This window comes from Pseudomonas sp. JH-2 (assembly GCF_036231725.1).
GTDB lineage: Bacteria > Pseudomonadota > Gammaproteobacteria > Pseudomonadales > Pseudomonadaceae > Pseudomonas > Pseudomonas delhiensis.
Window position 1 is genome coordinate 1 of the sequence record NZ_JAZAQP010000006.1, and the last position, 20649, is coordinate 20649.

Consider the following 20649-nt stretch of genomic DNA (forward strand, 5'->3'; position numbering starts at 1 on the left):
CCGTGCAGGTTGCCCGCGGCCTCGCCGACGTAGTCCAGCTTGAAGTCGTAGCCCTTCTCCAGCAGCTCGCTGCGGGTGCCGCCCCAGTCCCCCAGGCCCCATTTCGAATCGGCGGAAAAGGCCTCGTCGGCGCAGGCCAGGCCATTCAGGCCGACGGCGCCCAGGGCGAGCAGGCAGCCCAGGGCGGGCCGGATCTTGTTGTTCTTATGCATTGCTGACGTCCTCGTTGGTGGAATGCCTTGCGGCGTTCAGTGCTTGTGCCGGGCCAGCGGGGTGACCTTGGCCTCCCCCGCCCCGCCCGGCGCCTTGCGCAGGCGCTCGCCGCTCTGCGCGTCGAACAGCAGTACCCGCGCCGGGTCCAGGCGCAGCTTCAGCGTCGAGCCAAGGGCCGGCGCCGCGTCCGGGGCCAGGCGGCAGCAGACCTTGGCGCCATTGAGGGTGACGAAGGCCAGGGTGTCCGGGCCGGTGGGCTCCAGCACCTCGACCTCGGCACGCACGTCCACCAGGCCGTTGCCCGTCTCGGCCACGCCGATCTGTTCCGGGCGCACGCCGAGGATCAGCTCGCGGCCCTCGACGCCTTCGGCGTCCAGCGCCAGGGGTAGTTCGCAGCGGTCCTGGCCGCTGTCCAGCAGGCCGACCAGTTGGCCGCCCTGGCGCTGCACGCGCAGGGGGATGAAGTTCATCGGCGGCGAGCCGATGAAGCTGGCGACGAACAGGTTGGCCGGGTCGTTGTAGATCTGCTGCGGGGTGCCGAACTGCTGGACGATGCCGTCCTTCATCACCGCCACCTTGTCGCCGAGGGTCATGGCCTCGATCTGGTCGTGGGTGACGTAGACCGTGGTGGTCTTCAGGCGCTGGTGCATCAGCTTGATCTCGGTGCGCATCTCCACCCGCAGCTTGGCGTCGAGGTTCGACAGCGGCTCGTCGAACAGGTAGATCTTCGGCCGCCGCGCCAGCGCCCGGCCCATGGCCACCCGCTGCTGCTGGCCGCCGGAGAGCTGCGAGGGCTTGCGCTGCAGCAGGTGCTCGATCTGCAGCAGCTTGGCGACCCGCGCCACCTCCTCGTCGATGGCGGCCTGGGGCATCTTGCGGATCTTCAGGCCGAAGGCGATGTTCTCGCGCACCGTCATGGTCGGGTACAGCGCGTAGGACTGGAACACCATGGCGATGTCGCGATCCTTCGGGCTCATGCCGCTGATGTCCTGGCCGTCCACCAGGATGGCGCCGCCGCTGATGGCCTCCAGGCCGGCGATGCAGTTCATCAGTGTGGACTTGCCGCAGCCCGACGGGCCGACCAGGATCAGGAACTCGCCGGACTCGATCGCCAGGTCGATGGACTTCAGGGTGTCCGCCAGGCCGCTGCCGTAGGACTTGTGCAGGTTGCGCAGTTCGAGTGTCGCCATGTCCGATTACCCCTTGACCGCGCCGGCGGTCAGGCCGCGCACGAAATACTTTCCAGCCAGTACGTAGACGATCAGCGTCGGCAGCGCGGCGATCATCGCCGCGGCCATGTCGACGTTGTATTCCTTGACCCCGGTGCTGATGTTCACCAGGTTGTTCAGCGCCACCGTGATCGGCTGGGCATCGCCGCTGGCGAACACCACGCCGAAGAGGAAGTCGTTCCAGATCTGGGTGAACTGCCAGATCAGGCAGACCATCACGATGGGCGTGGACATCGGCATGAGGATGCGCGTGAAGATGGTGAAGAAGCCGGCGCCGTCGAGCCGCGCGGCCTTCACCAGGGCATCGGGGATGGCCACGAAGTAGTTGCGGAAGAACAGCGTGGTGAAGGCCAGGCCGTAGATGCAGTGGACCATCACCAGGCCCGTGGTGGTGTTGGCCAGGCCGAGCTTGCCGAGGGTGAAGGACATCGGCAGGAGGATCACCTGGAACGGCAGGAAGCAGCCGAACAGCAGCGCGCCGAAGAACAGCTGCGAGCCGCGGAAGCGCCACATCGACAGCACGTAGCCGTTCAGCGCGCCGATGAAGGTGGAGATGAGCACGCCGGGGACGGTGATCCTCACCGAGTTCCAGAAGAAGTCGCCCACCGCGCCCCAGGCCTTCACCCAGCCGATCAGGGTGAACACCTCCGGCAGCGCCAGCAGGTTGCTGTTGCGGATGTCCTCGGGGCTCTTGAAGCTGGTCAGCAGCATCACCAGCAGCGGGATCAGGTACAGCGCCACGGCGCCCCAGAGGGTGGCGTGGACCGCCAGGCGGCCGGGGCTGAAGCTCGGCCTGAAGGTCGCGTCACGCATGGCGCTTGCCTCGCAGTTCGGAATACAGGTAGGGCACGACTATGGCCAGCACGGCGCCGAGCATCAGCATCGCGCTGGCCGCGCCCAGGCCCATCTGGCCGCGGGTGAAGGTGTGGGCGTACATGAACATCGCCGGCAGGTCGGAGGAATAGCCGGGGCCGCCGGCGGTCATCGCGGCGACCAGGTCGAAGCTCTTGATGGCGATGTGCGCGAGGATCATCAGCGCACTGAAGAACACCGGGCGCAGGCTCGGCAGGACGATGCGCAGGTAGATGGTCGGCAGGCTCGCGCCGTCCACCTGGGCGGCCCGCACGATGGCCGGGTCGACGCCGCGCAGGCCGGCGAGGAACAGCGCCATGACGAAGCCCGAGGCCTGCCACACGGCGGCGATCACCAGGCAGTAGACCACGCGGTCCGGGTCCACCAGCCAGTCGAAGCGGAAGCCCGTCCAGCCCCAGTCGCGCAGCAGCTTGTCCAGGCCCAGGCCGGGGTTGAGCAGCCACTTCCAGGCGGTGCCGGTGACGATCATCGACAGCGCCATGGGGTACAGGTAGACGGTGCGGATGAAGCCCTCGCGGCGGATGCGCTGGTCCAGCAGCACGGCGAGGAACACGCCGAGCACCAGGCAGATGGCGATGAACAGGCCGCCGAACAGCAGCAGGTTGCGGCTCGCCACCCACCAACGGTCGTTGTCCCACAGGCGCAGGTACTGGCTGAGCCCCGCCCAGCCGTAGCTGGGCATGAAGCGCGAGTTGCTGAAGGACAGCAGCAGCGTCCAGCCGATGTAGCCGTACACGCAGACCAGCACCACGAGCATGCTCGGGGCCAGCACCAGTTTCGGCAGCCAGCGCTGCAGGCCGTCGAGCAGCGAGGCACGCGGGGCTGCCGGATTCAGGGTCGGAGTTGAGGTCGCCATGGGGTTTCTCGAGTGCGAGTGGAGCCGTCCGGAGCGCCAGGCTGCTCCGGAGTGGGTCGGCTGGGAATCAGGCGGCGCCCGGCGAAAGGCGCCGCTCGCGGCTTACTGCGCGGCCGCCTCGATCGCCGCGTAGAGCTGCTGGGCAGCCTTCTGCGGGTCCGCGGAGGCGTCGTTGAAGAAGTTGGTCACCACGTCGAAGATGGCGCCCTGCACGTAGCTGGAGGCGGCCATGCTGTGGGCCATGCTCGGCACCAGGGTGCCGGCCGCGGAAGCCGCCTTGAAGTCCTTCATCGACTGCTGGGCGCAGGCGTCGAAGGGCGCCATGTCGGCGTCCAGGCGTACCGGTATGGAGCCCTTGGCCAGGTTGAAGTCCTTCTGGAACGCCGGGTCGAGCACCGCGCGGGCCAGGTCCTCCTGGGCCTTGCGGTTCTCGGCGTTGCTCAGTTTGAACATCACCAGGGAGTCGATGTTATAGTCGAAGTCCTGCTGCGTGCCGGGGAACGGCAGGCACTGGTAGTCCTTGCCGGCGACCTTGCTGGCGGCGGTGAACTCGCTCTTGGCCCAGTCGCCCATGATCTGCATGCCGGCCTTGCCGTTGATGACCATGCTGGTGGCGACGTTCCACTCGCGCCCGGCGGCGTCGGCGTCGATGTAGCCGCGCAGCTTCTTCAGCGCGGTGAACACCTCGACCATCTGCGGCCCGGTGAGGGTCGCCTTGTCCTGCTCGACGAAGGCCTTGCGGTAGCCGTCCGGGCCCATCTTGCTGAGCACCAGGTTCTCGAACAGGGTGCCATCCTGCCAGGGCTGGCTGCCGTGGGCCAGGGCCACGAAGCCGGCGGCCTTGAGCTTGTCGGCGACGGCGAAGAACTCGTCGAGGGTGGTCGGCGGCGTGGCGCCGGCCTTCCTGAAGACCTCGGGGTTGATGTACAGCCAGTTCACCCGGTGCACGTTGACCGGCACGGCGACGTAGTCGCCCTGGTACTTCATGACCTGCGCCACCTGCGGCGGCAGCAACTGGTCCCACTTGCCCTCGGCGGCGACCTGGTTGAGGTCGGCGAGCAGGCCGAGCTGGCCCCACTCCTGGATGTCCGGCCCCTTGATCTGCGCGGCGGCCGGCGGGTTGCCGGACACGGCGCGGGTCTTCAGCACGGTCATGGCGGCCTCGCCGCCACCGCCGGCGACGGCGAAGTCCTTCCAGGTGTGGCCCTTGGCCTGGACCAGCTTCTTCAAGGTTTCCGCGGCGCGCGCTTCGCCGGGGGAAGTCCACCAGTGCAGGACTTCGACCTCGCCGGCGTGGGCCAGGGGGGAGAGACAGAAGGAAGAAAGACAGACAGCGACGGAAAGGCGGCGGAGCGCATTCATGGAGGAAGACCTGTTCTTGTTATTCGGGGCAAGTCTGCGCTTGCGGTAGTCCGAGTCTATCCAAGGCATTTCCTTCTCCGGGTAACGAAGCGATCTTCGATTGTCACGAGGTGGTGACATTGAGGTGTCCTTGTTGTTTGGGCTGAAAAGCCAAGAGCCCCTCTCCCCAGCCCTCTCCCGCAAGCGGGAGAGGGAGCCGTTCGGTGTCAGGCGGCATCATGGAGTTAGCCGGCGGTATTTGGTTTGAGGATGACTCTTGACCTGTCGCCGCTCAGGACAAGCCCCCTCTCCCTTCAGGGAGAGGGCTGGGGAGAGGGTTGCGGACTCGAATCGAGCGCCAGGCGTATCGCCTCGAGCACCGAGTCCATCCTCAGCAGCACGTCATGGTTCCAGAACCGTAGCACCTGGAAACCTCGGGCGCTGAGCCAGGCGTCTCGCTCCAGGTCGGAAGCAGAGCCCAGGTGCTGACCGCCGTCCAATTCGATCACCAGCATTCTTTCCAGGCAGATGAAGTCGACTATGTAGTGGCCTACGACTTTCTGGCGCTTGAACTTCAAATCCATGAAGCGGTAGGCACGGAGCTGTTGCCACAGGGCGCGTTCAGCGTCGGTCTGGTCCTTGCGGAGTTGGCGGGAGAAGTCGCGGTATGAGGGGGACATCCTTGATCTCCTTTTCTTGTGAGATCAGGGAAGTTACTAAGCTCGGGTTGAAGAGCCCCTCTCCCCAGCCCTCTCCCTGAAGGGAGAGGGGGCTGTCCTCTGCAGGATGCGATTACGGAGTACGCCGGCGACATCGGAGTCGAATGGAAGAACACTCCTTACTCGACAACCAGCCTAGGTAAACGCAAGGTCACCCGCAGCCCGCCTTCCCGCCTGTTCTGCAGACTCACCTCCCCGCCATGGGTATGCGCGATATTCCTCGCGATGCCCAACCCCAAGCCATACCCCTGCCCCCGCTGCGACAAGCGCACCCGCGGTTCGAACACCTGTTCCAGGCGCTGTTCCGGCACCCCGGGGCCTTCGTCGTCGACGTGCACGAGCAGCGCTTCGGTGCCGTCCTCGACGTGCAGTTGCGCGCGCTGGCCGTACTTCAGGGCGTTGTCCAGCAGGTTGCCGATGCAGCGGCGCAGGGCCAGGGGCTTGCCGGGATAGGGTTCGCCCGCCTCCCCTACCAGCTTCACGCGGCCGTCCGCCAGGTAGGGGCCGGCGACGTGCTGCAGCAACTGGTTGATGTCCACCGGCTCGATGTTCTCGTGGATGTCGGTGTCCTTCACGCACTGCAGGGCGCCCTTGACCAGCAGTTCCAGCTCGTCGAGGTCCTGGTTCAGCTTGGCGCGCTGCGGCTCGTCTTCCAGCAGTTCGACGCGCAGGCGCAGGCGGGTGATGGGGGTGCGCAGGTCGTGGGAGATGGCGCTGAACAGCTGGCCGCGCTCGCTGAGGTAGCGGTCGATACTCTCGCGCATGGTGTTGAAGGCGCGGCTGACCTCCACCAGCTCGCGGGCGCCGCGCTCTTCCAGCGGCGCCGCCGGGCTGCCCAGGGCCACTTCGCGGGCGGCGCGGGCCAGGCGTTTCAGCGGGCGGCTCTGCTGGTGCACCAGCAGGCCGGCGAACAGCAGCAGCAACAGGCTGGTCAGGCCGATGGAGAGGATCTGCTGCGGCTGCAGCGCCTCGGGCTCCAGGCTGACGTAGGGGGCTGGCATCAGGCTGGCGATGTAGAGCCATTCGTTCTCGCCGATGCGGATCTGCGTCACCAGCACCGGCGGGTTCACCGGCTCCAGGGTCAGCGCGTAGTGGGCCCAGGAGCGCGGCAGCTCCTCCAGCTTCAGCTGGCTGTTGAACAGGCGCAGGTCGTCCGGGGCGACGAATTCCACCTCCAGCTCCACGTCCTTGCCCAGCTTCTGGTGCAGCACGTCGCTGACGATATCCAGCACCGCCTGCTTGTTCGGCGTGTCCGGCAGGCTCTGCATCTGCAGCGGGCGCTCGTTGAGCGAGACGAAGAAGCGCGTGCCACCCATGCTGCGCAGCTGGTCCAGCACCAGCGGGCGGTAGCCGATGGGCAGCGAGCGGAAGTAGCTGACGCTGGCGGCCATGGAATAGGCCAGGCTACGCGAGCTGGTGAGCAGGCCCTCGCGCTGGCTGGAGCGCAGGTGCGAGAGCCAGAACAGGCTCGACAGGCCCTGGGCGACGAGGATCGCCAGCAGCGTCAGCAGCAGCATGCGCCCCAGCAGCGAGCGCGGGACGAGCGACCAGCGCCGCCGTTCAGTCATTGCCCAGCCGATGCGGGCGGACCTGGGCCGCCAGCAGGTAGCCGCTGCCGCGCACGGTCTGGATCAGCCGCGGCGCCTTGCCGGTGTCGCGCAGGCGCTGGCGCAGGCGGCTCACCGCCATGTCGACGATGCGCTCCAGCGGCCCGACCTCGCGGCCGCGGGTGGCATTGCCGATGGTGTCGCGGTCGAGAATCTGTTGCGGGTGGTCGAGGAACAGCTTGAGCAGGGCGAAGTCGGCGCCGCTGAGGAAGAACTCCTCGCCGTCCTCGTGGAACAGCCGGTGGCTGACCGTGTCCAGGCGCCAGTCGTCGAAGGCCAGCACCTCGCCGCCGCGCACCTGGGTGAACTGCGCGCGGCGCAGCAGGGCCTTGATCCGCGCCAGCAGCTCGCGCGGGCTGAAGGGCTTGCCCAGGTAGTCGTCGGCGCCCAGTTCCAGGCCGATCACCCGGTCGGCCTCGTCGGAGCTGGCGGTGAGCATGATCACCGGCATGCAGGCCAGGCGCTGGTGCGAGCGGATCCAGCGGCACAGGCTGAAACCGTCCTCGTCGGGCAGCATCACGTCGAGGATGGCCAGGGCGGCCTCCTCTTCCAGCAGCGCCTGGCGGAAGGCCGTGCCGTCGGCGGCGCTGCGCACCTGGAAGCCGGCGCGGCTCAGGTAGGCCTCCAGCAGCTCGCGGATTTCCTGGTCGTCATCCACCAGCAGGATGGATTTGGCGGGTGCGTTCACGGGGCATCCCTTGTTGTTGTTCTGGTTGTTGCCGTTGCTCGTTCAGGCTTTTGCCAGCAGCGCCTGCTCCAGGGCCACGCCGGCGCCGAACAGGCCCGGGTGGCTGGCGGTCATCACCCACACCGGCACGCGGCTCAGGTAGGGGCCGCTGGTCTTGCCGCGGGTGCAGAAGGCGTCGGCGAAGCCGCTGCGCTGAAAGCGTTCGAGGAAGCGCGGGACTATCCCGCCGGTGATGTACACGCCGCCCAGGGCGCCGACCGTCATCACCGCGTTGCCGGCGACCCGCGCCAGCCACACGAAGAAATGCTCCAGCACCTCGTCGCAGTAGGCGTCGCCGGCCAGGGCGCGCTCGCCGATCTGCGCCGCGGACAGCGCCAGCGGCTCGATGCCGTCGACCTTGCAGCTGGCCTGGTAGATGTTTTCCAGGCCGCTGCCGGAGAGCGCGCGCTCGGCCGAAACGTGGCCGTACTTCTCGCGCAGCTGCTGCCAGATGGCGAAGTCGCGCTCGCCGGTCACCGGCAGGTCGACGTGGCCACCCTCGCAGGGCAGCACGTCCCAGCCACCACCGGGCGTCGGCACCAGGCTGCCGACCCCCAGGCCGGTGCCGGGGCCGATGATCAGCTTGGCGCGGCCCGGCAGGGCCTCGCCGGCGCGCACCTGCACCAGGTCCTCGTCGCCCAGGCGCGAGGCGGCCCAGGCCATGGTGCTGAAGTCGTTGACCAGCAGCAGGTGGCTCAGGCCCAGCTCGGCGCGGAAGGCGTCGCGCCTGATGACCCAATGGTTGTTGGTGAAGCGGAAGTCCGCCTCGCCCACCGGGCCGGCGCAGGCCAGGCAGACGCTGTGGATGGCGCCGAGCGGCTGGCCGACGCGCTGCAGGTATTCGCGCACGGCGTCTTCCGGGCGCGGGTAGTCGGCGCAGGCCAGCACTTCGATGGCCTCCAGGCGCTGCTCGCGCCAGAGGGCGAAACGGGCGTTGGTCCCGCCGATGTCGCCGACCAGCGCGATGCCGGCCGGTGCTTGGGGTTTATTGTTGGAATTCATCGCAAGCTCGGGCAGCTGAAAGGTTTGAGCGGACTCCAGGAGGCGAATGCTCCGCCAAGCATAGCCCCTACCGCAAGCGCTCCAGCTCGGCGGTGAAGGCGCAGGCGCCCTGCTCCGCGGAACTGAACGACTGGCGCATGAAGGCGAACAGCTCGCGGCCCATGCCGCTGCCGTCGTCCTCGGGCAGCGGCGCCAGCGGGCGGGCCTGCCACTCGGCGGCATCGACCAGCACGCGCAGCTCGCCGGTGGTGCCGTCCACCCGCACCAGGTCGCCGTCGCGCAGGCGCGCCAGCGGGCCGCCGGCACTGGCTTCCGGGGACAGGTGGATGGCCGCCGGCACCTTGCCGGAGGCGCCGGACATGCGCCCGTCGGTGACCAGCGCCACCTTGAAGCCACGGTCCTGCAGCACGCCCAGGAAGGGCGTGAGCTTGTGCAGCTCGGGCATGCCGTTGAAGCGCGGGCCCTGGAAGCGCACCACGGCGACCAGGTCGCGCTCCAGCTCGCCGGCCTTGAAGGCCGCGGCCAGGCTGGCCTGGTCGTGGAAGATGCGTACCGGCGCCTCGACCACTTGGTGCTCGGGGGCCACCGCGGAGACCTTCATCACGCCGCGGCCGAGGTTGCCCTCCATCAGGCGCAGGCCGCCCTCGGCGGAGAACGGGCGCGACAGCGGGCGCAGGATGTCCTCGTCCAGGCTGTCGACCGGGCCTTCGCGCCAGACCAGCTTGCCGCCGTCGAGGAAGGGCTCCTGCAGGTAGCGGCGCAGGCCCTTGCCGACCACGGTCTGCACGTCTTCGTGGAGCAGCCCGCCGTCGAGCAGCTGGCGGATCAGGAAGGACATGCCGCCGGCGGCCTGGAAGTGGTTGATGTCGGCCTGGCCATTGGGGTAGATGCGCGCCAGCAGCGGCACCACTTCCGACAGCTCGGCCATGTCCTGCCAGGTCAGCTGGATGCCGGCGGCCTGGGCGATGGCCAGCAGGTGCAGGGTGTGGTTGGTGGAGCCGCCGGTGGCCAGCAGGGCCACCACCGAGTTGACGATGGCGCGCTCGTCGATGACCTCGGCCATGGGCACGTACTGGCCGTTCTCCGGGGCCAGGCGGCTGGCCTGGCGCGCGGCCTCGCGGGTCAGCTCGTCGCGCAGCGGGGTGTTCGGGTTGATGAAGGAAGCGCCCGGCAGGTGCAGGCCCATCACTTCCACCAGCAGTTGGTTGGTGTTGGCGGTGCCGTAGAAGGTGCAGGTGCCCGGCGCGTGGTAGGAGGCCATCTCCGAGGCCAGCAGTTCGTCGCGGGTGGCCTTGCCTTCTGCGTAGAGCTGGCGCACCGCGGCCTTCTCCTTGTTGGAGATGCCGGTGGGCATGGGCCCGGCGGGGACGAACACCACCGGCAGGTGGCCGAAGCGCAGCGCGCCGATCAGCAGGCCGGGGACGATCTTGTCGCACACGCCCAGGCACAGCGCGGCGTCGAACATGTTGTGGGACAGGGCGATGGCGGTGCCCATGGCGATCACGTCGCGGCTGGCCAGGGACAGTTCCATGCCCGGCTCGCCCTGGGTCACGCCGTCGCACATGGCCGGCACGCCGCCGGCGAACTGGCCCACCGAGCCGATCTCGCGCAGGGCGTCCTTGATCAGCCCCGGGAAGCGCTCCAGCGGCTGGTGCGCCGAGAGCATATCGTTATAGGCAGAGACGATGCCGACGTTGGCCTGGTTCATCAGGCGCAGCGCCTGCTTGTCGTGCTCGCCGCAGGCGGCCACGCCGTGGGCCAGGTTGCCGCAGGGCAGCGTGCCGCGATGCGGCCCCTTGGTGGCGGCGGCCTTGACCATGGCGAGGTAGCGCTGGCGGGTGGCGGCGCTGCGTTCCTGGATGCGACGGGTGACTTCGAGCACGCGCGGGTGCATGGCAGCATTCTCCTGCAGACTAACGATTGTTGTTTTTACAACATAATCATCGGTTAAAGGATATTTACTTTTGTTTTACGAAAAAATTTAATGGTTTTTACCACAAAAACACAAAAGAGACGACCTCCATGACCATTCGCCTGGCGATCAACGGGTTCGGCCGCATCGGCCGCAACGTCCTCCGCGCCCTTTATACTGCCGACTACCGCCAACAGCTCGAAGTGGTGGCCATCAACGACCTCGGCGACGCCGCCATCAACGCCCACCTGCTGCAGTACGACAGCGTCCACGGGCGCTTCCCCGGGCAGGTCGAGCACGACGACGACAGCCTCACGGTGAACGGCGACCGCATCGCCGTCACCGCCCTGCGCGACCCGGCGCAATTGCCCTGGAAAGGCCTGGACGTCGATATCGTCCTGGAGTGCAGTGGGCATTTCACCGGCCGCGACAAGGCCGCCGCGCACCTCGCCGCCGGGGCGCGCAAGGTGATCATTTCGGCGCCCGGGGCCGGCGTCGACGCCACCATCGTCCATGGCGTCAACCACGAGCTGCTGCGCGCCTCGCACCAGGTCATCTCCAACGCCTCCTGCACCACCAACTGCCTGGCCCCGGTGGCCCAGGTGCTGCACCGCGAGCTGGGCATCGAGCAGGGCCTGATGACCACCATACACGCCTACACCAACGACCAGAGCCTGTCCGACGTGTACCACGGCGATGTCTACCGCGCCCGCTCGGCCACCCAGTCGATGATCCCCACCCGCACCGGCGCCGCCGAGGCGGTGGGCCTGGTGTTGCCGGAGCTGGCCGGCAAGCTCACGGGCCTGGCGGTGCGGGTGCCGGTGATCAACGTGTCGCTGGTGGACCTGACCGTGCAGGTCGCCCGCGACACCACGGTCGAGGAGGTCAACCAGTTGTTCAGGATAGCCAGCCAGGGCTCGCGCATCCTCGGCTACAACAGCCAGCCACTGGTGTCGGTGGACTTCAACCACGACCCGCGCTCGGCCATCTTCGACGCCAACCACACGAAGGTCAGCGGCCGGCTGCTGAAGGTGATGGCCTGGTACGACAACGAATGGGGCTTCTCCAACCGCATGCTGGACAACGCCCTGGCGCTGTGGTGCGCGCCGGCCTGAAACAGGCCGGCGATGTAGGCGGCAGGGCCTTGCACCCTGCCGCCACGGGGCTCAGGCGAAGAACTCCACCTCGCCGCCGCTCAGGTGGTAGAGCGCCCCGGCCAGCTTGATCCGCCCTTCCTGCTCCAGTTTGGCCAGCACCGGGCTGTCCTGGCGGATGCGTTCCAACCCCAGGCGCACGTGGGTGCGCGCCACGGCATCGACGAACCCGGCATCCTTCGCGCTGCGCTCGCCGCCGTACTCGGTGGCCGCCACCGCCGGCTCGAGCTTTTTCAGCAGGCCGCTCAGATGCCCCAGCCGCGCCCCGTCGATGGCCCCCTTGATCGCCCCGCAGCCGGTATGGCCCATGACCAGCACCAGCTTGGCGCCGGCCACCGCGCAGGAGAACTCCAGGCTGCCGAGCAGGTCGTCGTTGACCACGTTGCCGGCCACCCGGGCATTGAAGGTGTCGGCGATGCCGAGGTCGAAGAGGATTTCCGCCGGCGCGCGGGAGTCGATGCAGCTGAGGATCACCGCCGCCGGGTACTGGCCGTCGCGGCTGGCGCGCTTCTGCGCCAGGTAGTCATGCTGCAGCGTCTCGCCGCTGCGGAAGCGCTGGTTGCCCTGGCGCAGGCGCTCGATGATCTGGTCGGGGCTCAGGGCGTCGCGCTCGGCCTTGCCCAGGGCGGCGGCGTAGGCCCGGCCCGGCGCGCCCAGCCAGCCGGCGGCGCCGGCCAGGCCGAGGGCCGCGAGCCCGGCACCGCCCTTGAGCAGCGATCGGCGCCGGGGGTTGTCGGGGCTGCAGTGCACGCAATGGCATGGGTCTTTCATGGAGGTCACCTTGGACGTCGTTGGAAGTGGCACCACTTAACGACGACGCCAGGCAACCCAGAAGACCTCGGAATCCGCGAAAGCCGTCGGAGGCTTCCCAACTGCATCCCATTCGTAGGGCGCATAACGCCTACGGCTCCAGGAAGCACGGATGTAGGAGCGGACTCCGTCCGCGATTGGCCTAACGGAATTTACGCCGGCCCCGCGCCTCCAGCACCAGCAGGCGCATGTCGGCCTCGGCCAGCACGGCCTGGCGTTCGGGCTTGTCCAGTTTCTTCCAGGCCTTGACCTCGGCGCGGCTGCGCCCGCAGCCGCGGCAGATGCCGTCGTCGAATTCGCAGACCTTGATGCAGGGATCTTTCACATGGCCTCCCGATGCGTCTGGCACACCTCCACCATGGCGGTGCGCCGGGCCTACTTGAAGGCACAGGCGACGAAAGGTCCAACGCAGAAAAGGCATCGCCCCGATTGGCCGGGCCAATCGGGGCGATGTCGTGGGCGGAACGCCGGCTCAGAGCAGGGTGAACTGGCTTTCCTTCACGTCATCCGAGTCCAGGCCGATCATCACCTTGAACTCGCCCGGTTCCGAGGCGTAGCGCAGGTTGCTGTCGTAGAAGCGCAGGTCTTCCTCGCGGATCGGGAATTCCACCACCCTCGACTCGCCCGGCTGCAGCATGACCTTGCGGAAGCCCTTGAGCTCCTTGACCGGGCGGCTGATGGAGGCCACCTCGTCGCGCAGGTACAGCTGCACCACGGTCTCGCCGGCGCGCTTGCCGGTGTTCTTCACCGTCACCCGCGCCTTGAGGGTGTCGCCCTTGTGCAGCCTGGTGCTGGACAGTTGCACGTCGGAAACGCTGAAGCGGGTGTAGCTCAGGCCGTAGCCGAAGGGGTACAGCGGGCCGTTCTGCGAGTCGAAGTAGCGCGAGGTGTACTTGTTCGGGTGCTCGTGGTCGAACGGGCGGCCGGTGTTGAGGTGGTTGTAGTAGATCGGGATCTGCCCCACCGAGCGCGGGAAGGTCATCGGCAGCTTGCCCGAGGGGTTGTAGTCGCCGAACAGCACGTCGGCGATGGCGTTGCCGCCCTCGGTGCCGCTGAACCAGGTCTCCAGCACCGCGTCGGCGTTCGCGGCCTCCCAGCGCAGGTCCAGCGGGCGGCCGTTCATCAGCACCAGCACCAGCGGCTTGCCGGTGGCCTTCAGCGCCTTGAGCAGGTCGTACTGGCTCTGGGCGATATGCAGGTTGGTCTTGCTCGACGCCTCGTGGGCCATGCCCTGGGCCTCGCCGATCGCCGCCACTATCACGTCGGCCTGCTTGGCCTTGGCCACCGCCTCGTCGATCATTTCCTGCGGGCTGCGCGGGTCGATCTTCACGTCCTCGCTGTACTCGTTGAGGTACTTGATGATCTCTTCGTCGTTGCTGACGTTGGCGCCCTTGGCATAGAGCAGCGCGGCCTTGCCGCGGGTGGCGTGGCCCATGCCCTCGAGCAGGGTCACCGCCTGGAAGGCCTTGCCGGCGGCGGACCAGCTGCCCATCACGTCGCGCTTGCTGTCGGCCAGCGGGCCGATCAGGGCGATGGTGCCGCCGCGCTTGAGCGGCAGCACGTCGCCCTGGTTCTTCAGCAGCACCATGCCGCGGCGCGCCACCTCGCGGGCCTCGGCGCGGTGCAGGCGGCTCTCGGCGTCGGTGTCGACCGGGTCGGCGCCCTGCAGGTAGCGGTACGGGTCCTTGAACAGGCCCATGTCCCACTTGGCCGCCAGCACGTCGCGGCAGGCGCGGTCGATGTCAGCCAGGGTGATGGCGCCGGCCTTGAGCAGCACCGGCAGTTCCTTGCCGTAGAGGTCGTCGTTCATGTTCATCTCGACGCCCGCGGTCATCGCCAGGCGCGCGGCCTCGCGCGGCTCGCCGGCGACGCCGTGCTTGATCAGCTCCATGACCGCGCCGTGGTCGCTGAGCAGCACGCCCTTGTAGCCCCACTGCTTGCGCAGCACGTCCTGCAGCAGCCACTTGTTGGCGGTGGCCGGCACGCCGTTGACGCTGTTCAGCGATACCATCACCGCGCCGGCGCCGGCGTCGATGGCCGCGCGGTACGGCGGCAGGTAGTCCTGGAACATGCGCGGCAGGCTCATGTCCACGGTGTTGTAGTCGCGACCGCCCTCGCCCGCGCCATACAGGGCGAAGTGCTTGACCCCGGCCATGATGGTGCCGGGCTGGTCCAGGCCCTTGCCCTGGTAGGCGCGGACCACGGTCTCGGCGATGCGGCTGACCAGGTAGGTGTCCTCGCCGAAGCCTTCGGACATGCGGCCCCAGCGCGGGTCGCGGGCGATGTCGACGGTGGGCGAGTAGGTCAGGTTGAGGCCGTCGGCGCTGGCCTCCAGGGCGGCGATGCGCGCGCTGCTGGCGATGGTGTCCAGGTCCCAGCTGGAAGCCAGGCCCAGGCCGATGGGGAACACGGTGCGGTGGCCGTGGACCACGTCGTAGGCGAAGAACAGCGGGATCTTCAGGCGGCTGCGCATGGCCGCGTCCTGCAGGTCGCGGATGCCGGGGCGGACCACGGTGTTGAAGATGGCGCCGGTGGTGCCGGCCTTGATCTCTTCCAGCAGCACCGGCTTGGGATGGTCGGGGCCGACGCTGACCAGGCGCAGCTGGCCAATCTTCTCTTCCTGCGTCATCTGCTGCATCAGCTGGCTGATGAAGGCGTCCTTGGACTGCCCCGGCAGCGGAACCGCCGGCCCCTCGGCAGCGAGCAGGGAAATGCTGTTCAGCCCCAGCAACAGGCCGAGGCAGAGTTGGGTTTTTCTCATTATGCGCACTCAGCCGCTCGGGCCGGGGCGCCGGGCGACTGTTGAATGTTGGAAGATTCGATGACTGCCATGCACGGGCCGATTCAGGCGGTTCCCCCAGGTGCTACCGCCGGCGCCCGTGCGGCGCGGCACATAAGGTCGTCCCGCGCGCGGCGGAAGTCAACGGTTGAAAGCTTTCAGGGGCGGTGCCCCCGACTTTCGGACGCGTGGATCAGTGGTCGCGTTCCCTGGCCATGGCCTCGAGTTCCTCGCGCATGGCCTCGGCCAGGGCGCGCTCCTCGTCGTATTCCTCGGCCTGCGGCGCCGGCGCGGCAGGCTCTGCGGCGGGCTCCGGGGCCTGCTCGACGGTATCGTCGGGCGCCGCCGGCGGGGCTTCCGCGCTGGCCGCCGGGTCGTCCACGGCATCCGCCTCGGCGACCGGCGGCGGTTCGAGCAGGTCGTCGAAGTCGGTCTTCAGGCCCTGCTCCATCTCGTCCAGCTCGGCCAGCAGGCTGCGGAAGCTGGTTTCCTCGGGCTTATCCTCCGGCGGCGCGGCTTCGGGCTCCTCGCCGGCCTCGCGCAACGCCTGGTCGGCCAGGGCCTGGATCGACGCCGGCACGTAGTCCTCGTCGAGGACGGGGCTGGGCAGGTGGACCGGCACCAGTTGCACGTCCTCCGGCTCGGCCTCCATCTCGCGCAGCTCGGCCAGCGGCGGCAGCTCTTCCAGGCTCTTGAGGTTGAAGTAGTCGAGGAAGGTGCGGGTGGTGGCGAGCATCGCCGGGCGCCCCGGCACCTCGCGGTAGCCGACGATGCGGATCCACTCGCGCTCCATCAGCGTCTTGATGATCTGGGTGTTCACCGCCACGCCGCGGATCTCCTCGATCTCGCCACGGGTGATGGGCTGGCGGTAGGCGATCAGCGCCAGGGTTTCCAGCAGCGCGCGGGAGTAGCGCTGCGGGCGCTCCTCCCACAGCCGGCCGACCCAGGGCGAGAGCGGCTCGCGGATCTGCAGGCGGTAGCCGGTGGCCACTTCCTTGAGCTCGAAGGCGCGCCCGGCGCAGGACAACGTCAGGATCGCCAGGGCATCGCGCAGTTGCTGCGGCTCCGGGCGCTCGGCCTCCTCGAACAGCTCGCCCAGGCGCTCCAGCGACAGCGGCCGGCCTGAGGCCAGCAGGATGCCTTCGAGCAGGGTCGCCAGTTCGTGGGGGTCGGAGAGGTTCATCGGGTCGCTCGGTTCGGGGTTGCGGGAATCGCCGGTCTGGCGGGAAAACTACTCAATGCGCGGCGCCAGGGCAACGCCGGCGGCTCAGAGCGGCTCTTCGTCGAAGTCCTCGGCGTCCGCCGTCTCGTCGAAACCGCCCTCCTCGAAGGTCGGCTCCGGCGCCGGCGCCTCGACCGGCTCGAAGACGCCCTCGTCGCCCTCTTCCAGCACCTCGACCGGCGCCGCGCCCTCCTCCGCCTCGATCCGGGCACGCACGTGGATGGGCGCGAAGGCCTGGTTCTGCACCAGCTCCACCAGCTGCTCCTTGACCAGCTCCAGCACCGCCATGAAGGTCACCACCACGCCCAGGCGGCCCTCCTCGATGCGGAACAGCTCGATGAAGGGCACGAAACCGGCGTCCTTCAGGCGTTCGAGGATCTCGCTCATGCGCTCGCGGGTGGAGAGCATCTCGCGGGTCACCTGGTGGCTTTCGAACAGGTCGGCGCGGCGCAGCACCTCGGCCATGCACAGCATCAGCTCCTGCATGTCCACCTGGGGCAGCAGCTTGCGCGCCCTGGCCTCCGGCGCCGCCACCGTCGGCACCACGTAGTCGCGGCCCTGGCGCGGCAGGTTGTCGAGGTCCTCGGCGGCCTGCTTGAAGCGTTCGTATTCCTGCAGGCGGCGGATCAGCTCGGCGCGCGGGTCTTCCTCGTCCTCCTCGGCCTCGGCCGAGCGCGGCAGCAGCATGCGCGACTTGATCTCGGCGAGCATGGCGGCCATCACCAGGTATTCGGCGGCCAGCTCCAGGCGCACCGACTTCATCAGCTCGACGTAGGTCATGTACTGGCGGGTGATTTCCGCCACCGGAATGTCGAGGACGTCGATGTTCTGCTTGCGGATCAGGTACAGCAGCAGGTCGAGCGGGCCCTCGAAGGCTTCGAGGAAGACCTCCAGGGCGTCCGGCGGGATGTACAGGTCCTGGGGCAGCTCGGTGACCGCCTCGCCATAGACGAGCGCCAGCTGCACCGGTTCGCGGTATTCGGCGGGGCTGGGAGGGGTTTGCGGCTCGTTCAGGTCGCTCATCGGCCTCTCGTCGGGCGGGGCGGGCTCAAGGCGGCATTATCCCTGCTTTTCACCGGCGATGGTGAGGGAATTGGACGGAAAGGCGCCCACCCGAGCCATCCCTGTAGGAGCGCGCCCTACGCGCGAATCGCGGGCAGGGCCCGCTCCTACAGGCAGCCGGGCGGCACGGTATTCCTCCCCCGTAGGAGCGGACCTTGTCCGCGATAGCCGGAACCACCCACGCCATTCCCCTGTAGGAGCGAGCTTGCTCGCGAACCGCATGGCATCGCGTTTGTTCGCGAGCAAGCTCGCTCCTACGAAAAGCCATGCTCGCCTGCAACGCAGGGTTTGTCCGCAATGCCGGACAACCTAGCGGTACACCAGCCCCATGGCCTGGCGCACTTCCACCAGGGTCTCCCGCGCCGCCTCGCGGGCGTGTTCGGCGCCCTCGGCGAGGATGCTGCGCACCAGCTCGGGGTTGTCCTCGTAGTCCTGGGCGCGCTCGCGGATCGGCGCCAGTTCCTGGTTGATCGACTCGATCAGCGGGCGCTTGCAGTCCAGGCAGCCGATGCCGGCGCTGCTGCAGCCCTCCTGCACCCACTGGCGGCAGGCGTCGTCGGAGTAGATCAGGTGCCACTGCCACACCGGGCAGCGCTGCGGGTCGCCCGGGTCGTTGCGCCGTACCCGCGCCGGGTCGGTGGGCATGCGCGCGATCTTCTCCTCCACCTCCGCCGGGCTCTCGCGCAGGCCGATGGTGTTGTCATGGGCGTTGGACATCCTCTGCCCGTCCAGTCCCGGCATGCGCACGGTGCTGCCGACCAGCGTCTGCGGCTCGGGCAGCAGCACCCGGCTGTTGCCTTCCAGGTAGCCGAGCAGCCGCTCGCGGTCGCCGAGGGTCAGGTTCTGCTGCTCCTTGAGCAGCGCCTGTGCGGTTTCCAGGGCATCCTCGTCGCCCTGTTCCTGCCAGGCCTTGCGCAGGCTGCTGTAGAGCCTGGAGGTCTTCTTGCCCAGGCGCGTGACGGCGGCCTGGGCCTTGTCCTCGAAGTCCACCTCGCCGCCGTACAGGTGGTTGAAGCGCCGCGCCACCTCGCGGGCGAACTCGACGTGGGCCAGCTGGTCCGAGCCCACCGGCACCAGCCCGGCGCGGTAGACCAGGATGTCCGCCGCCTGCAGCAGCGGGTAGCCGAGGAAGCCGTACGTCGACAGGTCCTTGTGGCCGAGCTTTTCCTGCAGCTCCTTGTAGGTCGGCACCCGCTCCAGCCAGGGCAGCGGGCAGATCATCGACAGCAGCAGGTGCAACTCGGCGTGCTCGGGCACCTGGGACTGGATGAACAGGGTCGCGGCGCTGGGGCTGACGCCCACCGCCAGCCAGTCCACGGCCATGCCGCGGACGTGCTGGCGGATCTGCCCGACGTCATCGTACTCGGTGGTCAGGGCGTGCCAGTCGACGATGGAGAAGAAGCATTCGTACTCGTGCTGCAGGCGCACCCAGTTCTGCAGCACGCCGTGCAGGTGGCCCAGGTGCAGGCGCCCGGTGGGGCGCATGCCGGACAGCACACGGCGCTGGGATTCGACCTTGCTCAAGCGCAGGACCTCAGGCGGACAGTCAAGGGCGGCAGTATGGAAGCGCGTTTCAGGCGTAGGCCTCGAAGGGGGCCGGGTCGCCGCAACCGACGCGCACCACCTCCGGCTCCTCGCCGGTGAGGTTGATCACGGTGGAAGCCTCGACGCCGCCGTGGCCGCCGTCCAGCACCAGGTCCACCTGGTGTTCCAGCGCACTGCGCATTTCATAGGGATCGCTCAGCGGCTCGCTCTCGCCGGGCAGGATCAGGCTCACGCTCATCAGCGGCTCGCCCAGCTCCTGCAGCAGCGCCTGGGCGATCGGGCAGGCCGGCACGCGCAGGCCGATGGTGCGGCGCTTGGGGTGCAGCAGCATGCGCGGCACCTCGCGGGTGGCGTCGAGGATGAAGGTGTAGGGCCCGGGCGTGTGGGCCTTGAGCAGGCGGAACAGGCGGGTGTCGACCTTGGCGTACAGGCCCAGTTCGGACAGGTCGCGGCACACCAGGGTGAAGTTGTGCTTGTCGTCGAGCCTGCGCAGCCGGCGGATGCGCTCCACCGCGCCCTTCTCGCCCAGGCGGCAGCCCAGGGCGTAGGAGGAGTCGGTGGGATAGGCGATCACCCCGCCCTGGCGGACGATCTCCACCGCCTGCTTGATCAGCCGCGGCTGGGGGTTTTCCGGGTGGACCTGGAAGAACTGGCTCATGAAATCTCCTCGAGGGCCCGTGCGGCGCCGGCGAAGCGCGTCCACAAGGGCGGAAGGTCGTCCGGCACGGGCCGGTACAGGCCCAGCTCCGACCAGTCGCTGGGGCCGTGGAAATCGCTGCCGGCGCTGACCAGCAGGCCGAATTCGCGGGCCAGGATGCTCAGCACGCCGACCTGCTCGGCCGGCTGCAGGCCGTTGACCACTTCGATGGCGTGGCCGCCGGCGTCGATGAAGTCGGCGATCAGCTTGCGCCGCTTGGTGCGGGTGAAATCGTACTGGTAGGGGTGTGCCAGGCTGACCCAGGCGCCGGCCGCGCGCAGGGTGCCGACCGCCTCGGCCAGGCTCGGCCAGTGCTGCTTGACGTCGCCCAGCTTGCCGGCGCCCAGCCACTTGCGGAAGGCCTCGGCGCGCTCGGCGACATGGCCCTGGCGCACCAGGAACTCGGCGAAGTGCGGCCGCGCCGGGGCGTTGCCGCTGTCGCCCAGCTCGCGCTGGATGGCCCTCGCGCCCTCGAAGGCGCCGGGCATGCCCTTGGCCTCCAGGCGCCGGCCGATCTCCTCGGCGCGCGCCCAGCGCCCGCGGTGCAGCGCGTCGAGGGCGCGAACCAGCGGCTCGGCGTCGCTGTCGAAGGCATAACCCAGGACGTGGATGGTCGCCCCGCCCCAGGTGCAGGACAGTTCCACGCCGTTGACCAGGGTCACCCCCAGCGCCTCGGCGGCGGCGCGCGCCTCGGGCAGGCCCTCCAGGGTGTCGTGGTCGCTCAGGGCGAGCAGGCGCACGCCGCGCTGGTGCGCGCGGGCCACCACGGCGGCGGGCGGCAGCTGGCCGTCGGAGGCGGTGCTATGGCAATGCAGGTCGACACGCATGGGCATACCGGGACGGGTTTTACTTCTGTATAGACGCTGCGCGGCGGCGATTCACGGCAAGCCGGCGCAACGGC

18 protein-coding genes and 1 pseudogene are annotated in these 20649 nt (G+C 68.6%); 1 reads left to right on the plus strand and 18 read right to left on the minus strand.

What is annotated here, in order from left to right:
- The 10 genes and pseudogenes from VV867_RS05780 to edd form a co-directional block, all read right to left on the minus strand.
- Positions 1 to 212: pseudogene (locus tag VV867_RS05780) on the minus strand (porin); the annotation flags it as partial.
- 36 nt (positions 213 to 248) lie between these two features.
- Positions 249 to 1403: an ABC transporter ATP-binding protein gene (locus VV867_RS05785; protein WP_089391751.1), complete on the minus strand. Its 1155-nt coding sequence runs from the start codon at positions 1401 to 1403 to the stop codon at positions 249 to 251.
- A 6-nt stretch (positions 1404 to 1409) separates the two neighbouring features.
- Complete coding sequence (locus VV867_RS05790) at positions 1410 to 2255, minus strand: carbohydrate ABC transporter permease (protein WP_328565845.1); 846 nt, start codon at positions 2253 to 2255, stop codon at positions 1410 to 1412.
- Positions 2248 to 3171 (minus strand): carbohydrate ABC transporter permease, encoded by a 924-nt coding sequence (locus tag VV867_RS05795; RefSeq protein ID WP_089391753.1) that lies wholly within the window; start codon positions 3169 to 3171, stop codon positions 2248 to 2250. Before VV867_RS05795 ends, VV867_RS05790 begins: the two co-directional genes overlap by 8 nt.
- A gap of 102 nt (positions 3172 to 3273) precedes the next feature.
- The gene (locus VV867_RS05800; protein WP_328565846.1) at positions 3274 to 4533 is read right to left on the minus strand and encodes an ABC transporter substrate-binding protein; all 1260 of its coding nucleotides are present in this window, start codon (positions 4531 to 4533) and stop codon (positions 3274 to 3276) included.
- Positions 4534 to 4826: 293 nt separating this feature from the next.
- Positions 4827 to 5192: an endonuclease domain-containing protein gene (locus VV867_RS05805; protein WP_328565847.1), complete on the minus strand. Its 366-nt coding sequence runs from the start codon at positions 5190 to 5192 to the stop codon at positions 4827 to 4829.
- A 158-nt stretch (positions 5193 to 5350) separates the two neighbouring features.
- Positions 5351 to 6799 carry an ATP-binding protein gene (locus tag VV867_RS05810; protein ID WP_328565848.1) on the minus strand — a complete coding sequence of 483 codons (1449 nt, stop codon included), beginning with the start codon at positions 6797 to 6799 and terminating at the stop codon, positions 5351 to 5353.
- The gene (locus VV867_RS05815; protein ID WP_109933116.1) at positions 6792 to 7526 is read right to left on the minus strand and encodes a response regulator; all 735 of its coding nucleotides are present in this window, start codon (positions 7524 to 7526) and stop codon (positions 6792 to 6794) included. The genes VV867_RS05810 and VV867_RS05815 overlap by 8 nt, the downstream gene beginning before the upstream one ends.
- Before the next feature lie 42 nt (positions 7527 to 7568).
- Entirely contained in the window at positions 7569 to 8567 is a 999-nt protein-coding gene (locus tag VV867_RS05820; RefSeq protein ID WP_328565849.1) for a glucokinase, read from the minus strand.
- 67 nt (positions 8568 to 8634) lie between these two features.
- The gene (gene edd, locus VV867_RS05825) at positions 8635 to 10461 is read right to left on the minus strand and encodes a phosphogluconate dehydratase (RefSeq protein ID WP_109933114.1); all 1827 of its coding nucleotides are present in this window, start codon (positions 10459 to 10461) and stop codon (positions 8635 to 8637) included.
- A 128-nt stretch (positions 10462 to 10589) separates the two neighbouring features.
- Here edd and gap point away from each other — a divergent pair, with 128 nt between their 5' ends.
- The gene (gene gap, locus VV867_RS05830) at positions 10590 to 11594 is read left to right on the plus strand and encodes a type I glyceraldehyde-3-phosphate dehydrogenase (protein WP_328565850.1); all 1005 of its coding nucleotides are present in this window, start codon (positions 10590 to 10592) and stop codon (positions 11592 to 11594) included.
- A gap of 51 nt (positions 11595 to 11645) precedes the next feature.
- Here the strand turns inward: gap and VV867_RS05835 are convergent, their stop codons facing one another.
- The 8 genes from VV867_RS05835 to VV867_RS05870 all read right to left on the minus strand — a co-directional run bounded on the left by VV867_RS05835 (position 11646) and on the right by VV867_RS05870 (position 20575).
- Complete coding sequence (locus VV867_RS05835; RefSeq protein WP_328565851.1) at positions 11646 to 12404, minus strand: carbonic anhydrase family protein; 759 nt, start codon at positions 12402 to 12404, stop codon at positions 11646 to 11648.
- 181 nt (positions 12405 to 12585) lie between these two features.
- Positions 12586 to 12768: a DUF1289 domain-containing protein gene (locus tag VV867_RS05840; protein WP_089391762.1), complete on the minus strand. Its 183-nt coding sequence runs from the start codon at positions 12766 to 12768 to the stop codon at positions 12586 to 12588.
- Between the two features lie 147 nt (positions 12769 to 12915).
- Positions 12916 to 15204, minus strand: coding sequence for a beta-glucosidase BglX (gene bglX / locus VV867_RS05845; protein ID WP_328565852.1), 2289 nt, complete (start codon positions 15202 to 15204; stop codon positions 12916 to 12918).
- Between the two features lie 211 nt (positions 15205 to 15415).
- Entirely contained in the window at positions 15416 to 16405 is a 990-nt protein-coding gene (gene scpB, locus VV867_RS05850; protein WP_328565853.1) for an SMC-Scp complex subunit ScpB, read from the minus strand.
- Positions 16406 to 16489: 84 nt separating this feature from the next.
- The gene (locus VV867_RS05855) at positions 16490 to 17338 is read right to left on the minus strand and encodes a segregation and condensation protein A (protein ID WP_328565934.1); all 849 of its coding nucleotides are present in this window, start codon (positions 17336 to 17338) and stop codon (positions 16490 to 16492) included.
- Positions 17339 to 17815: 477 nt separating this feature from the next.
- Positions 17816 to 19030, minus strand: a complete 1215-nt coding sequence (locus tag VV867_RS05860) for a tryptophan--tRNA ligase (RefSeq protein ID WP_109933107.1) — start codon at positions 19028 to 19030, stop codon at positions 17816 to 17818.
- A 49-nt stretch (positions 19031 to 19079) separates the two neighbouring features.
- Positions 19080 to 19709 (minus strand): L-threonylcarbamoyladenylate synthase, encoded by a 630-nt coding sequence (locus tag VV867_RS05865; RefSeq protein ID WP_109933106.1) that lies wholly within the window; start codon positions 19707 to 19709, stop codon positions 19080 to 19082.
- Complete coding sequence (locus VV867_RS05870; RefSeq protein ID WP_109933132.1) at positions 19706 to 20575, minus strand: PHP domain-containing protein; 870 nt, start codon at positions 20573 to 20575, stop codon at positions 19706 to 19708. Before VV867_RS05870 ends, VV867_RS05865 begins: the two co-directional genes overlap by 4 nt.
- Positions 20576 to 20649 lie beyond the last annotated feature (74 nt).